Source organism: Roseixanthobacter glucoisosaccharinicivorans, from assembly GCF_043195095.2.
In the GTDB taxonomy this organism is placed as follows: Bacteria; Pseudomonadota; Alphaproteobacteria; order Rhizobiales; family Xanthobacteraceae; genus NCEH01.
On record NZ_CM195538.1, the window covers coordinates 3,212,837 to 3,228,172 of the forward strand.

The 15,336-nt window shown below is 65.9% G+C and carries 10 protein-coding genes; 3 read left to right on the forward strand and 7 right to left on the reverse strand.

What is annotated here, in order from left to right; genetic code table 11:
• Window positions 1–29 precede the first annotated feature (29 nt).
• Complete coding sequence (gene sufB, locus V5F78_RS14995) at window positions 30–1,499, reverse strand: Fe-S cluster assembly protein SufB (RefSeq protein ID WP_394071268.1); 1,470 nt, start codon at window positions 1,497–1,499, stop codon at window positions 30–32.
• A 159-nt stretch (window positions 1,500–1,658) separates the two neighbouring features.
• On the reverse strand, window positions 1,659–2,846 hold the full coding sequence (locus tag V5F78_RS15000; protein WP_394071267.1) for a cysteine desulfurase family protein: 1,188 nt from the start codon (window positions 2,844–2,846) through the stop codon (window positions 1,659–1,661).
• A 321-nt stretch (window positions 2,847–3,167) separates the two neighbouring features.
• On the opposite strand from V5F78_RS15000, the gene V5F78_RS15005 reads away from it, so the two are divergent.
• Window positions 3,168–3,827, forward strand: coding sequence for an alpha/beta hydrolase (locus V5F78_RS15005; RefSeq protein WP_394071266.1), 660 nt, complete (start codon window positions 3,168–3,170; stop codon window positions 3,825–3,827).
• Window positions 3,828–3,996: 169 nt separating this feature from the next.
• Here the strand turns inward: V5F78_RS15005 and V5F78_RS15010 are convergent, their stop codons facing one another.
• Entirely contained in the window at window positions 3,997–5,166 is a 1,170-nt protein-coding gene (locus tag V5F78_RS15010; RefSeq protein WP_394071265.1) for an anhydro-N-acetylmuramic acid kinase, read from the reverse strand.
• Between the two features lie 76 nt (window positions 5,167–5,242).
• Between V5F78_RS15010 and tyrS the strand changes: the two genes are divergently transcribed.
• Window positions 5,243–6,487: a tyrosine--tRNA ligase gene (gene tyrS / locus V5F78_RS15015; RefSeq protein WP_394071264.1), complete on the forward strand. Its 1,245-nt coding sequence runs from the start codon at window positions 5,243–5,245 to the stop codon at window positions 6,485–6,487.
• A gap of 75 nt (window positions 6,488–6,562) precedes the next feature.
• Here tyrS and V5F78_RS15020 read toward each other — a convergent pair whose 3' ends face one another.
• Window positions 6,563–6,967 carry a PRC-barrel domain-containing protein gene (locus tag V5F78_RS15020; protein WP_394071263.1) on the reverse strand — a complete coding sequence of 135 codons (405 nt, stop codon included), beginning with the start codon at window positions 6,965–6,967 and terminating at the stop codon, window positions 6,563–6,565.
• Window positions 6,968–7,115: 148 nt separating this feature from the next.
• On the reverse strand, window positions 7,116–10,667 hold the full coding sequence (locus V5F78_RS15025) for a YhdP family protein (protein WP_394071262.1): 3,552 nt from the start codon (window positions 10,665–10,667) through the stop codon (window positions 7,116–7,118).
• Between the two features lie 134 nt (window positions 10,668–10,801).
• Here V5F78_RS15025 and V5F78_RS15030 point away from each other — a divergent pair, with 134 nt between their 5' ends.
• Window positions 10,802–11,275: a peroxiredoxin gene (locus V5F78_RS15030; RefSeq protein ID WP_394071261.1), complete on the forward strand. Its 474-nt coding sequence runs from the start codon at window positions 10,802–10,804 to the stop codon at window positions 11,273–11,275.
• 48 nt (window positions 11,276–11,323) lie between these two features.
• On the opposite strand, the gene prfB is transcribed toward V5F78_RS15030, so the two are convergent.
• Window positions 11,324–12,454 (reverse strand): peptide chain release factor 2, encoded by a 1,131-nt coding sequence (prfB, locus tag V5F78_RS15035; protein ID WP_394071260.1) that lies wholly within the window; start codon window positions 12,452–12,454, stop codon window positions 11,324–11,326.
• Window positions 12,455–12,621: 167 nt separating this feature from the next.
• A complete protein-coding gene (locus V5F78_RS15040) occupies window positions 12,622–15,072 on the reverse strand; it encodes a penicillin-binding protein 1A (RefSeq protein ID WP_394071259.1) in 2,451 nt (816 codons plus the stop codon).
• Window positions 15,073–15,336: the final 264 nt, after the last annotated feature.

The following is a 15,336-nucleotide window of genomic DNA, read 5'->3' on the forward strand; positions in this document are numbered from 1 at the left end:
ACGGCGACGGGCGGGCTGTTCGGCGGGCCTCAGCCCACCGAGCCTTCCAGGCTCACGGAAATGAGCTTCTGCGCCTCCACGGCGAACTCCATGGGCAGCTGCTGGAGCACGTCCTTCACGAAGCCGTTGACGATCAGCGCCACCGCCTCTTCCTGCGAGAGACCCCGCTGGAGGCAATAGAACATCTGGTCCTCGGAGATCTTCGAGGTGGTGGCCTCGTGCTCGAACACCGCGCTGGAATTCTTCGCTTCGATATAGGGCACGGTGTGCGCCCCGCACTTGTTGCCGATCAGCAGCGAGTCGCAGTTCGTGAAATTGCGGGAATTGGTGGCCCGGCGATGGGCCGTCACCTGCCCGCGATAGGTGTTCTCCGAATGGCCGGCGGCGATGCCCTTGGAGATGATGCGGCTCGACGTGTTCTTGCCGAGGTGGATCATCTTCGTGCCGCTGTCCACCTGCTGGTAGCCGTTGGAAATGGCGATGGAATAGAATTCGCCCTGGCTGTTGTCGCCACGCAGGATGCAGCTCGGATATTTCCAGGTGATCGCCGAACCGGTTTCCACCTGGGTCCAGGAGATCTTGGAATTGTCGCCCCGGCAATCGCCGCGCTTGGTGACGAAATTATAGATGCCGCCCTTGCCATCCTTGTCGCCGGGATACCAGTTCTGGACGGTGGAATATTTGATCTCGGCATCCTTCAGCGCCACCAGCTCGACCACGGCGGCATGAAGCTGGTTCTCGTCGCGCTGCGGGGCGGTGCAGCCTTCCAGATAGCTCACATAGGCGCCTTCGTCGGCGATGATGAGGGTGCGCTCGAACTGCCCGGTGTTCCGCTCGTTGATGCGGAAATAGGTGCTGAGCTCCATGGGGCAGCGCACGCCCTTGGGGATGTAGACGAACGAGCCGTCGGAGAACACGGCGGTGTTCAGCGTGGCGTAGAAATTGTCCGACACCGGCACGACCGAGCCGAGATACTGCTTCACCAGCTCGGGATGCTCGCGGATGGCTTCCGAGATGGAGCAGAAGATCACGCCCGCCTTGGCGAGTTCCGCCTTGAAGGTGGTGGCCACCGACACGCTGTCGAACACCGCGTCCACGGCGATGCGCGGCGCGCTGCTCTCGATGCCCAGCAGCGCCTCGCGCTCGCGCAGCGGGATGCCGAGCTTGTCGTAGGTGGCCAGAATCTCCGGGTCGATCTCGTCCAGCGACTTCGGCTTGGCCTTAGGCTGGGAGTAATAATAATAATCCTGGAAATCAATCTTGGGATAGCTGACCCGCGCCCAGGTGGGCTCTTCCATGGTCAGCCAGCGCCGATAGGCGTCAAGGCGCCATTCCAGCATCCATTCCGGCTCGTTCTTCTTGGCCGAGATATAGCGGACGGTGTCTTCGCTCAGACCCTTCGGGGCCTTCTCGCTCTCGATATCGGTGACGAAGCCGTATTTGTACTGGTCGACGTCAATGGACCGAACGCGTTCGACGGTCTCCTGAACAGCAGGCATCTTCTCTTCTCCTCTCCCGCGCGGGGTCAAGGCCCGCGGGTCAAGTCCTTCGGCGAGGGGATGGCGCTGCCCTGAAGGCGGCTGCCATCCTGTTCCCGCCACGCTGTGCTTGGAGCATTTCCAGATCTAAAAAGTCGAGAAACTTTTTCTGGAATTACTCTAAGCCGCCCGTTCCGGGCGATTCCTGACGCGCGGTACCGTGCGGCCGATGGCCGCCAGCGCCGCGTCGATATCTTCATTCGTGCTCGACCAGCCGAGCGACAGGCGGATCGCGCCGCGCGCTTCGTCTTCCGCGAGCCCCATGGCTTTGAGCACATGGGACGCACCAACCTTGCCCGAGGAGCAGGCGGAACCCGCGCTCACCGATAGATGGGCAAGATCGAGGGCGATCACCAGGGTTTCGGCCTTGATGCCAGGGATTATAACACAAACCGTGTTGGGCAGGCGCGCGACGTTCGCCCCCAGCACGACCGCATCTGGCAGTTGCGCCAGGAGCCCCGCTTCCAGGCGATCACGCAGGGCGGCAATCCGCGCGCCCTCCCATTCAAGCTCCCCCTGGGCCGTGCGCGCCGCCGCGCCGAAGCCCGCGAGGGCGGCGACATTCTCCGTGCCGGCGCGCCGGCCGCGCTCCTGCCCACCGCCGGCGATCAGCGGCTGGCGCACGACATTGTCGCCATGCCCCGCCACCAGCGCACCCGCGCCTTGGGGACCGCCCATCTTGTGGGAAGACAAGGTGAGGAAATCCGCGCCCAGTGCCGCGATGTCGAGTGCGATGCGCCCGGCGCCCTGCACCGCGTCGCAATGCAGAACCGCGCCCCGCGCATGGGCGAGCGCCGCCGCTTCCGCCACCGGCTGGAGAATGCCGGTCTCGTTATTGGCCAGCATCAGGGAGACCAGGGCCTGTCGCCCGGCTGCGGCATGGCGTGCCAGCGCGGCATCCAGGGCATCGAGATCGACCCGGCCGTCGCCACCCAGAGGGAGGATTTCGACGTGCTCGGGGGCGAAGCGATGGCCTTGCAGCACAGAAGGATGCTCTCCCGCACCCACCAGCAGGACGTCGCAGGTCACCCGCCGCCCGCGCACCTCGAGCGCGGGATGGAGCGCCAGCGCATTGGCCTCGCTCGCCCCGGAGGTAAAGACGATGCCGCGCGGATCGGCGCCCGTGAGCGCGGCAATCTCCCGGCGCGCCTGTTCCACGCGCTGGCGCGCGGCGCGCCCGTCCGCATGGATGGAGGAGGCGTTGCCGCCCCGGTCGAGCGCATCGAGCATCGCCGCGCGCGCCTGCGGCCGCAACGGCGAGGTGGCATTGTGATCCAGAAAGACCCGTGCCGCCGGCGCCGCGCTCATGGCCGCGCCCTCGCGCGCCCCGTCACGGCCAACGCCAAGCCGCGTCCCGGTGCTGCGGCAGAGCGCGCACCTTGGACCAAAGGCTTGCAATTGGGCATCGTCTCATCCATATGTCAGACTTCATCCGTCTCTGCCCCGCAGCGTTGTTATCATCGCGCGGCCGGAAGGGATAAATTAGAATTATTCTAAATAGATAGGGCGGCGTCCAGGCCAAGTCAAGACGTCCTCGCGAAGACGTCTTTGGGCAGGTTCGTGTTTCGGCCCGGCCGAAAAGCATCTGTCCCGCCTTTGCTGCTGCCCGCCGAGAGGTTGCGGACGTCCATGCCAGAAGTCATCTTCACCGGCGAGAAGGGGCGGCTTGAGGGTCGCTATCAGCCCGCAAAGACCCGCAATTCCCCCATCGGGATCATTCTTCATCCGCACCCGCAGTTCGGCGGCACGATGAACAATCCCGTCGTGTACAATCTTTACTATCAGTTCGTGAACCGTGGCTTCTCCGTGCTGCGCTTCAATTTCCGGGGCGTTGGGCGCAGCCAGGGCTCGTTCGACCATGGCCCGGGCGAACTCTCCGACGCCGCCGCCGCGCTCGACTGGGCGCAGTCGGTGAACCCGGATGCGCGCGCCTGCTGGATCGCCGGCGTGTCGTTCGGCGCCTGGATCGGCATGCAGCTTCTGATGCGCCGGCCGGAGGTGGAAGGCTTCATCTCCATCGCCGCGCCCGCGAACCTGTTCGACTTCTCCTTCCTGGCCCCCTGCCCCTCCTCCGGCCTGTTCGTTCATGGCGACAAGGACGCGGTGGTGCCGACCACGGCGGTCGCAACCCTCGTGGAAAAGCTGAAGACCCAGAAGGGCATCGTGATCGAGCAGCAGATCGTGCCCGGCGCCAACCACTTCTTCGACGGCAAGACCGACGAGCTGATGAACGTGGTCGGCACCTATCTGGACAAGCGCCTCCCCGGCGCCCGCACCAGCGCCGCCTGAGGCTTTCGCCGCCGCGCTGCTGGTCTCCCAAAGCCCCCTCCCCTGCCGGCTTCGCGAAGCCCCCTCCCCAGCCCTCCCCCGCAAGCGGGAGAGGGAGCTATGGACAGGGGGTGTGAACAGTCTCTCTTCTCGCGCATCATGCGTTCCCTCTCCCGCTTGCGGGGGAGGGTTAGGGAGGGGGAAAGTTCGGGGAGGTCAGGGGAACCTGCGCAGAACGCCCCTTCCCCTCGTCCGGCGAAAACACCACCCCGCCCGTGAGCGGCTCCGGCGCCCCCGTGGTGGAGGGAAACGTCAGCGGCAGCCCGCGCAGGCTGCGCACCGCAAGAAATCCGAACGCATGCGCCTCCAGCGCATCGGCGGACCAGCCAACGGCCTCCGCCGGCACCACCGGGACACCCAGCCGCGCTTCCAGCATCGCCATCAAGGTGGGATTGCGCGCCCCGCCGCCACCGACGATCCAGCGCTCCGGCGGCACCGGCAGCCTGGGGACGATGGCGGCGACCGAGGCCGCCGTGATCGCGGCAAGCGTCGCCGCGCCATCTTCGGTCCGATAGCCGTCGAGCTTCACCCGCTCCGCCACGAAGGCGCGAAATTCGTTGCGATCCAGGGATTTGGGCGGCGGCAGCGCGAAGAAGGGATGGGCGAGCACGCGCGCGACCGCATCGCCATCCGCCACCCCCGCCGCCGATAACAGCCCGTCCGCATCATAGGAGATGCCGGTACGGGCGAGCACGAAATCATCCAGCAGCGCATTCCCGGGGCCGGTGTCGCAAGCGATGGGATCGGCGGCGCCGTCGATCACCGTGACATTCGCCACCCCGCCGATATTGAGCACCGCCACAGGGCCGGCCAGATCGAGCGCCCGCACCAGGGCCTGGTGGAAGACCGGCACCAGCGGCGCCCCCTGCCCGCCGGCCGCCACATCCGCCGCGCGGAAATCGCCCACCACCTTCACCCCCAGCGCGTTTGCGAGCGCTTGGCCAAGGCCGATCTGCAAGGTGAGGCGCGCATGGGGCCGGTGCAGAAGGGTCTGGCCGTGGAAGCCCACAACCTCCACGTCGCCTGGCGCGAGGCGCATCTGGTCCAGCAGGCCGCGCACGGCCTCGGCGTGAAGCGCGGTGATGCGCGCTTCCGCCTGCGCCAATACGCCCGGACGCGCGTCGCGGGAATTCACGCCGCGCGCATCGCTCATCGCCTGTTCCAGCAGCGCGCGCATTTCCGGGGCATAGGGATAGGTCGCGGACGGCCCGAGCCAGAACACGCGCACGCCGTCGGTTTCAATCAAAGCGGCGTCGATGCCGTCCATGGACGTGCCGCTCATCAGCCCCAGAGCCCGCATGCGCTTCCCCCCGATGCAATCGCGCGTGAGACCTGTTACACCAGCCGCCTTTCCAAAGCCTGTTGTGCGGATCTCAATGACTGCCTTTCGCTCCGATTTCCTGCGCGTGCTCTCCGAGCGCGGCTATATCCACCAGTGTTCCGATGCCGAGCGCCTGGATGCCAAGGCCAGCGAAGGGCCGATCACCGCTTATATCGGCTTCGACGCGACGGCTTCCTCCCTCCATGCGGGGCATCTGCTCTCCATCATGATGCTGCGCACGCTCCAGCGCACGGGGCACAATCCCATCGCGCTCATGGGCGGCGGCACCACCAAGATCGGCGACCCGTCCGGCAAGGACGAAGCCCGCAAGATGCTCACCGACGCGCAGATCGACGCCAACATCGGCTCGATCCGCAAGGTGTTCGAGCGCTTCCTGGATTTCGGCGCCGGCGCGAAGATGGAGAACAACGCGACCTGGCTCGACGAGCTGAAATACATCCCGCTGCTGCGGGAAGTCGGGCCGCACTTCACCATCAACCGCATGCTGACGTTCGATTCGGTGAAGCTGCGCCTGGAGCGCGAGCAGCCGCTGACCTTCCTCGAATTCAATTACATGATCCTGCAGGCCTATGATTTCGTGGAGCTGAACAAGCGCCACGGCTGCATTTTGCAGATGGGCGGCTCGGACCAATGGGGCAATATCGTCAACGGCATGGAGCTGGGCCGCCGCATGCACGGCGCAGACCTGTTCGCGCTCACGACTCCCCTGCTCACCACCTCCTCCGGCGCCAAGATGGGCAAGACCGCCGGCGGCGCCGTGTGGCTCGATGCCGACCTGCTGAGCCCGTACGAGTATTGGCAATATTGGCGCAATGCCGGGGATGCGGACGTGGTGCGCTTCCTCAAGCTGTTCACTGAATTGCCGCTGGACGAGATCGCCCGCCTCGGCGGGCTCGAGGGCCAGGAGATCAATGTGGCGAAGGAAGTTCTCGCCACCGAGGCTACGGCCCTGCTGCACGGCCGCGCCGCCGCCGAGGAAGCCAAGGCCACCGCCCGCAGCACGTTCGAGGACGGCGCGCTGGCGATGAACCTGCCGAGCATCGACATCGCCATGGCCCAGCTTAACGCCGGGCTTGCCGTCGCGGCCGCATTCCTCGCCGCCGGCCTCGTCGCGTCCACCAGCGAGGCGCGCCGGCAGATCAAGGGCGGCGGGCTGAAGGTGAATGACGCAACCGTCACCGACGAAAAGGCCGTGCTCGGCGCGGGGGACCTGACGACGGAAGGCGTCATCAAGCTCTCGCTCGGCAAGAAGAAGCACGTGCTCCTGCGCCCGGTATGAGCAGGCGGTGCGCGAATGTGGCCGACCAATAAAAAAGGCCCCCTTCCGGGGGCCTTTTCATGACTGGAGACGCGATCAGCGCTTCCAGCGACCTTCGTACTTGAATTCCGGGGCGCCCTTGAGCTGATCCTTGGTGGTGTTCATCACCGCCGTCCACTTCTTGTCGTTCTCGGAATAGGCGACCTTCACGGCAGTCGGCTTGACCACCACATAGTGCTCGCCCATGCCCAGGAAGCCGCCGACGGAAATGATGTAGCCGGCAAGATTGCCCTGCGACAGCACCAGATCCTTGATCTCGCCGACCGTCTCGTTCTGGCCGTTGACGACATTCAGCCCGAGGAGGTTATAGCTGAGAACGTCGGTCGGCTTCGCAGCTACGAAAGTGTCGGACTGAACGGCGACAGCACTCTGCGCCATCACAGAGCTGACGGGCGCTGCGATCAGGGAAACGGCGGTCAGGGCGAGTAGGACTTTGCGCATTATTATTGCTCCTGCATCAGATTGCATGACAGGAACGCCAATCTGCACAATAGGTTCCCAGCCGATAAACGCAGGCTTGAGCGTAAAGCGTCTAAAAAACCTGAAAAGCGGGCACTTTACGCCAGGTAATTACTGAACGTTACCGGCATCACCGCACCGGAGGCGTATCGCTGGAATCGCGGAATTCGAACATCTTCCGCAGGAAGCCCGGCGCCACGGCGGACAGGGGATTGACCCGCAAGGTCGGCCCGCTCATGGGCCCCGTGACCTCGAACGTCACGCCCACCAGCCCCTCGTTCGGCCCTCCGCCCAGCAGCATGCCGATCACCGGCACCTTGCTGAACAGATTGTTCAGCCCATAGGCGGGCACATAGGTGCCGCGCATGGAAATGCGCTCGGCGGCGAAATCAATGGTGCCGTCCACGGTCACGCCCGCGACCGGCCCCCAGATCGCCCCCTCGCGGATGGTGACGCTGCCCGGCGTGCGGATGAATTTGGCCTGCGCCTTCTGGAACACCGCCGTGCCCGGCTCCTGCCGGCCGGTGGAATCGCGGGCGGCCGCGCTCAGGCTTTCGAGGCCCGGCTCGCCGCGCACCACGAAATCACGGATGTTGACCGTGCCTTCCTGGGGCGAGCTGTCGCCGCGCGGCGGGTCCACCACCACCCACATGTCGCCGCCCTCGATCTTGGGATAGATCTCCAGGAAGCGCAGCACCGCGCCAGCATCCGACGTGCGCAGGAACAGGGCTCGGCGGCCGGCGTCGGTGTTGCGGATCTCGCCGGCGACATTGCCCTCGCGGCCCACCTTCGCGCTCAGGGAGAAGTTGCGCAGCTCCACCCCGCGCCGGCTCACCGTCAGGTCCATCTGGCGCAGAACCTCGCCATTATTGCCGGTGAGCGCACCGATCTTCGCCTCCACATCCACATCCTGGTTGCGCTGCGGCTTGCCGGTCTTGGGGTCCTTGGGGGCGGAGGGGCTGCCGACGAGGCTTTTCATGATGCCGCGCGCATCCACCACGTCGCCGGTAATGCGCACCCGCAGCACGTCGCCGGAGCGGTCCGCCTTCAGGCTGGCGCGGTCGCCGTCGGAAAGCTGGAAGGTGGGAAAATTGGCGGCGTTCACGTCGCCATTGTCCGCCAGCTCCAGCGAACCCTTGATGAGCGTGCCGGACCCATCGAGCACCAGTTCGTTGATCTTGATGCGCGTGCCGGTGTCGATGGTGGAGAACCGCGCCTTCAGCGGCCGGCCCGCCGGCTTGGACAGGCCGGGGATGAGATCGGAAATCCGCGCCGCCGTCAGGTCCAGCTCGATATTGGCCTTGGTCTCGTTATTATTGGTGGTTCCCACCAGTTTCAGCAGCACCGGCCCCGACACCGCCGTGAGGCCGATGCCGATCTTGCTGCGCGCGGAATCGTCCAGCGTGGCGTTGACGCGCAGGTCCGCGTCGGCCTGGTCCTTCTTCTTCTCATATTCGAAAGTCGCGGGCGCGCCGGCAAGCTTGCCGTCGCCGCGCAGCAGGATGCCGGCGGGGGTCGCGAAGACCGACACCGTCGCCCCCTCCATGCGCTGGCCGGCGAAGACATTGTCGACGCCGAAATCGGTCAGAGTCGCCTCGACCGAATAATCGGTGTCCGCCGGGTCGGCCACCTTGCGGAAATGGATGTTGATCTGCACCAGCGCAGACAGGCGGCCGCGCGTGGTGGCGGCATCATAGGCGGTTCCCGCCGGTCCCTTCAGCGCGTCCATGCCCAGCACTTCGATGCCGGCATCCGCCGGGCCGTCGATCCGCACGCGGATCTGGCTGCGTGGCTCGCGGGGGAAATAATCCGGCATGAAGAACACGCCGTCGGTCATGGCCAGCTTGCGGTTGCCGGGCGTCACCACCGTGCCTTCCGGCAGGTTCACACGCACCGTGCGGCCGGTGACCACCACATTGAGCTTGGCATCGCGGATCGGCGGCAGGCCCTTGAGCGCCTGGATGGTGAAGCCGCTGCCGCTCATTTCCAGATGCACCGCATCCTCGGGCAGCGGGATTTCCTTCTGCCCGATGAGGTCCAGCGGCATGTTCACGACGATGGTCGAGCCATCTATCGTCCCGCCGGTGACATTCTCCAGCACGAATGTGCGCGCCGGCGGAGCGATGGACACCGGCCAGAAGCGGCGCACCGTGCTGGATGGCATGCGCGAGCCCGCCGCATTCAGCTTGATGGCCGGCACGTCGATGCCGAAATCCACCATGCCGGAGAAGCTGAGGCCGCCGGCGGCGCTGGCGAGCGCGCCGCGCTCGAACAGCAATTGCTTGTTGGGCGGGGTGTAGCGCCCGACCACGTCCACCGATGTCATCACCAAAGGCGGATCGGGCATTTCCGGACCTGCGAACACCACTTCGCGCTGCCGCAAGGTGTAAGGCCAGTCCTGCTCGGCGGACGCGGGCACCTTCACTTCGCCCTGCAAGGCCACCTTGTTGGCATTCTTGCTCGCGACCAATTGGTCGATCGCCACCACCCGGCGCTGCGGATCCAGCGTCAGCGCCAGTTCGGCGCCATCGAGGGTGAAGCGCTCCAGAACGTCCTCGCCATTGCCGATCTGCCCGGCGCCGAGCTGCACCTTGGCATTGGCGGCGCGCACATTGCCGTCGAGCGCGAGGCGGGCGTTGAGCGAGGCGGACAGCGGCATGTCCATGTAGAAGCGCCGCCAATCCTGGCTGAAGGCCTGCACCAAGTCGCGCGTGGAAACATCCTTGAGGTCGAGCATCACCGTGCGTTCGCGATCGGCGACCGGGCCGATGGTGGCGACCAGGGTGGCGGTGCTGTGTGGGCTCTTCACCGTGAAGGTCAGCACCACGCCGCCATGGGAGGGGCGCGCGAGGCGGATCGAGATGTCGTCGAACGTCACCTTGCGGCCGCTCGCCTCGTTCTGCACCACGAGCGTGCCGTCCTTGAGGCCCACGTCCTCGAGCGCCCCGCCGTCGAGCCCGCCGCGCTCCAGCTGCTCCAGCCATTGGGCGAGGCCCTTGAGCACCAGCGGATCCGACACCGGTGTGCGCGTCGCGCCCGAGGCGGCGGCCGCCGCCGGGGCCTGTGCGCCAGCGGCGGGTTGCGCGCCTGGCGCCGCGCCAGCGGAGGGCGGTGCGGGCGTCGCCGCGGTGAGGGGCGGCACCAGCGGTTCGCCGGTCGGTGTCGTGGTGATCGCCTTCGCGCCCTTGCCGGTGGCGACCGCGACCGAGCCGGACGCGGCGATTTTCACGGTCATTTCCGCGCCGATCAGGTCGATCCGCCGCGCGCGCGGCGAAAGCGTCAGGAGGCTGCCTTCCAGTTCCACCTCGGCGCTCGGGGCGCTGGCGACAAGTTCATTGCCGGGGCCGGTGACGCGGATGTCGTGCACGATGACCACCGTGCGCCCCTCCTCGATGGTTTCCATCGTGGTGGAGCCGATCTTGACCTTATAATTGGAGCCGAGCCGCTCCTCGATGGCGCGCTCGATATAGGGCGTGGCGAGATTCGCGGTGACAACCCCTTGCGAGATGAGCGCGTACGCCGTGAGCGCCGCGATGCCACCGACGGCGAACACGCCCACCAGCAGCCACATGACCAGACGCGCGGCGCGGCTGCGGGGCACGAGCGCGCCGGCGATGCCTTGCAGGCGCGACCGCCGCACATGCCGTTCCCCCGGCTTGAGCTGCCTCGCGTTTTCGCTCATCCCTATGCAACCCTCCGCGTGCCGACTGGCGCCCCCGCGCCCGCATGGTGCGGCGCCAGAATGTACGATCCTGTTTTCCAGGCAAGGGCATCTGGCTCAGGCGGTAAGACACCGACACGTCGAAAGGAAGGCACTTGACCGAAATTCCCCCACAGGGCGCCCCCGCCCCCGCCTTCACCCTGCCCCGCGACGGCGGCGGCACCATTTCGCTGGGCGACTTCTCGGGTCGCAAGCTGGTGCTCTATTTCTATCCCAAGGCTGATACCCCGGGATGCACCAAGGAAGCCATTGCCTTCAACGCCCTGCGAGCCGAATTCGCGCAGGCGGACACGGCCATTCTCGGGGTTTCGGCCGATCCGGTTGGCAAGCAGGACAAGTTCAAGACCAAGTACGACCTGGAAATTCCCCTCGGCTCGGACGAGAGCACGGCCATGCTCACGGCTTATGGCGTGTGGGGAGAAAAGAGCATGTATGGCCGAAAATACATGGGGATAGAGCGCGTCACCCTGCTCATCGACCGCGACGGCACCATCGCCCGGGTCTGGCCGAAGGTCAAAGTCGCCGGCCACGCGGAAGAGGTGCTGGAAGCCGCGAAGGCGTTGGCTTAACGGTTGCCAAAGCAAGAGCGGCGCCATCCCGATGGCGCCGCTGCGCGCTCACTCCACGTCTTCGATCTGATCCGGCCCGCCGCCATAGGCGCGCTGGGCCAGCGCTGCTTCCATGAAGGGGTCGAGGTCGCCGTCCAGCACTTCCTGCGGCGTGCCCGAGGTGACGCCGGTGCGCAGGTCCTTCACCAGCTGGTAGGGCTGGAGCACGTAGGAGCGGATCTGGTGGCCCCAGCCGATATCGGTCTTGGCCGCCTGCTCCGCGATCGCCTCGGCCTCGCGCCTCTTCAGCTCCAGATCATAGAGCTTGGCGCGCAGCATGTTCCAGGCGGTGGCGCGATTCTTGTGCTGGGACCGGTCGCCCTCGCTCACCACCGCGATGCCGGTGGGAATGTGGGTGAGGCGGACCGCCGATTCGGTCTTGTTCACGTGCTGGCCGCCGGCGCCGCCGGAGCGCATGGTATCAACCCGCACATCGGCTTCCTTGATGTCCACCACGATGCGGTCATCCACCACCGGATAGACATCCACGCTCGCGAACGAGGTCTGGCGCCGCGCGTTCGAATCGAACGGCGAGATGCGCACGAGACGATGTACGCCCGCCTCGGTCTTCAGCCAGCCATAGGCATTATGGCCCTTCACCTGGATGGTGGCGGACTTCAGCCCGGCCTGCTCGCCCTGCGATTCATCCATCAGCTCCACCTTGAAGCCGTGCCGCTCGCACCAGCGCCGATACATGCGCAGCAGCATTTCCGCCCAGTCTTGGCTATCGGTGCCGCCGGCGCCCGCATGGACTTCCAGATAGCTGTCGTTGGAATCCGCTTCGCCCGAAAGCAGCGCGTCGAGCTCGCGGCGCGCGAGTTCTTTCTTCAGCCCGTCGAGGGCCGCGGCGGCTTCGGAAATCACGCCCTCGTCGCCCTCGGCCTCGCCGAGCTCGATCAGCTCGATATTGTCGGCAAGGTCGCGATTGACCCGGTCGATGGCGCCGAGCGCATCTTCCAGGCCCGTGCGCTCCTGCATGATCTTCTGGGCCCGCTCGGGATCGTTCCAGAGGTTCGGGTCCTCGGCGATGGCGTTCAATTCGGCGAGGCGCCGGCGCGAGCGGTCCACATTGAGATGCTGACGCAGCAGATCAACGGACTGATTGATCTCGTCGACTTTCGCGGCGAGCTCCGCACGCATGGCAAACCTTTCTGATCCGAGGGCCGCGGAAAATAGCGGCGGGGCGCCGGCCTGTAAACGGGCACCGGGCGACGCCGCGCCGCAGGGCCGTGGCGGCAGGAATGAAAAAGGCGGAGCCGGCTGGTTCAGGCCGGCTCCGCCCGATGGCGAAAGCAGAACGAGAAGGGTCAGTACAGCCCGCCGGTTCCGGCGCGCACCGCGCGGTCGGCCTCGGGCGTCACGGTGAGCGGGGCATCGCTCGCGCCGATCACCGAATAGCTATCCGGCGGCGCGGTGCCCGGCTTGAAGGCTTCCAGGATCGCGTTTTCGCCCGTGCCCGCGCGCAATCCGCTCTTGGGATTGATACGCACCAGCTTGATGCCCGGCGGCACGCGGAACGGAATGGCGGGCCGGTCGGCCAGGGCGGTCTTCATGAAATCGCGCACGATCGGCGCGGAAAGCACGCCGCCGGTGGATCCCTTGCCCATGGGCTTGGGCTTGTCGTAGCCAAGATAGACGCCCACCACCACTTCCGGCGTGAAGGCCACGAACCAGGCGTCCTTCTCGTCATTGGTGGTGCCGCTCTTGCCGGCCACCGGCCGTCCGAGATCCTTCAGCGCGGTGCCGGTGCCGCGCTGGACCACACCCTCCATCATGGAGGTGATCTGATAGGCGGTCATGGGGTCGAGCACCACCGGGCGGCGGTCGATCAGGGTCGGCTCAGGCTGGTTATGCCAACTGTCCGCGTCGCAACCACGGCACTCGCGCTCGTCGTGGCGATAGATGGTGTGGCCGTAGCGGTCTTGGATGCGGTCGATGAGCGAGGGGGTCACCTTGCGCCCGCCATTGGCCATGATGGCATAGGCGCCGACCATGCGCATGAGCGTGGTCTCGCCCGCGCCGAGGGCCATGGAGAGCACCGGCAGCATGTCGTCATAGACGCCGAACTTCTTGGCGTATTCCGCCACCAGCGGCATGCCGATGTCCTGGGCGAGGCGCACGGTCATCACGTTACGCGACTGTTCCAGGCCGAAGCGCAGGGTCTGCGGGCCATAGAATTTCTTGGCGTAGTTTTCCGGCGCCCACACCCCGAGGCCCGGCCCCTGGTCGATCTCGATAGGCGCATCCAGCACCACCGTGGAGGGCGTATAGCCATTGTCGAGCGCGGCGGAATAGACGATCGGCTTGAACGACGAGCCGGGCTGGCGCAGCGCCTGGGTTGCCCGGTTGAACTGGCTTTCGTCATAGGAGAAGCCGCCGGAGAGCGCGAGCACGCGACCGGTCAGCGGCTCCATCACCACCATGGCGCCTTCCACGTCCGGGATCTGGTGCAGGCGATATTGCCCGTCCTTCCCGGCGATCGGCTCCACATAGATCACGTCGCCGGGCTTGAGCACCTGCGCGACCGAGCTGACCGCCTTGTAGGCGTCCGGCCCCTTGGTCCAGCGGGCCCATTTCACGCCGTCGAGATTGATCAGGCCGAGGTCGCGCTGGGAGGAGATGCCGCCCGCCTTCTCGCGCGGCGGCTGCAAGCCGATGCGCGCCGTCTCCTTGCCCGAATCGAGCACCACCGCGAGCTTCCACGGGATGTCGTAATAGGCCTTCAGCTCGGAGAGCTTCTGTCCCCAGTCGCCGCTGATGTCGATATGATTGACCGGACCGCGCCATCCGCGCTGCTCGTCGAACCGCACCAGGCCGTCGGAGAGCGCCTTCTTGGCGATCATCTGCATCTTCGGATTGAGCGCCGTGCGCACCGAGAGGCCGCCCTCGTAGAGCTTGGTTTCGCCGTAGCGCTCATAGATCTGCCGGCGCACTTCCTCGGCATAATATTCCGCGGCGAAGATCTGCGCGCCGGTGGGACGCGGGGTCACGTCGATGGCGGACTTCTTCGCGGCCTCCGCCTGGGCGGCGGTGATGTAGCCGTTCTCCGCCATGCGGTCGATGACCCAGTTGCGGCGGTCGGTCGCGCGCTCACGCTCGCGGAAGGGATTGTAGGACGAGGGCGCCTTGGGCAAAGCGGCGAGATAGGCCGCTTCCTGGATGTTCAGGTCCTCGACCGATTTGTCGAAATACACCAAAGCGGCGGCGGCGATGCCGTAGGCGCCCATGCCGAGATAGATCTCGTTGAGATAGAGCTCGAGGATGCGGTCCTTGGAATAGGCGCGCTCGATGCGCAGCGCCAGGAGCGCTTCCTTGATCTTGCGGTCGAAGGACACCTCATTGGTCAGCAGGAAGTTCTTCGCCACTTGCTGGGTGATGGTGGAGGCGCCCTGCGGCCGGCGGTTCGAGCCGAAATTCTGAAGATAGAGCATGCCGGCACGGAAAATGCCGGACGGATCAATGCCGCCGTGCTCGTAGAAATTCTTGTCCTCGGCGGACAGGAACGCCTCGATCACCAGCTTGGGCACCGACTGGATGGGAATATAGAGGCGGCGCTGACGCGCCCATTCGGCCACCAGAGATCCGTCGTCCGCATGGACGCGCGTCATCACCGGCGGCTCGTAATTCTGCAATTGGGTGTAGTCGGGCAGGTCCTGGGAATATTTCCAGACGAAATAGGTCGCCCCCGCCGCTCCGGCGAGTAACACCAGCGTGCCGAAGGCGAACAGAAATCCGAAGAACCTCAACAGCAGCCGCATTTCGCCGGCTCTCCCTCCACGACACCCGCAACGGCGGCTTTCCTGCCCGATCGGGCAAGCCTGTTCAAAAGCCGCATTCGCCCCTTTTGTGCAAGGGTCGCGGCACGAGAAGATCGCAATTCGATGCCGCTGAGACGGCTATGTTGGCCAAAAGTGGCTGCTTCACGACGGAGCGTCAAAAAGGACGCCGCTGACCTTGCGGCAGGTCTCGCCGCCGCGAATGCCGTAACGGCACACGCCGACGCGGAGCCAAGGTCGCGCGAG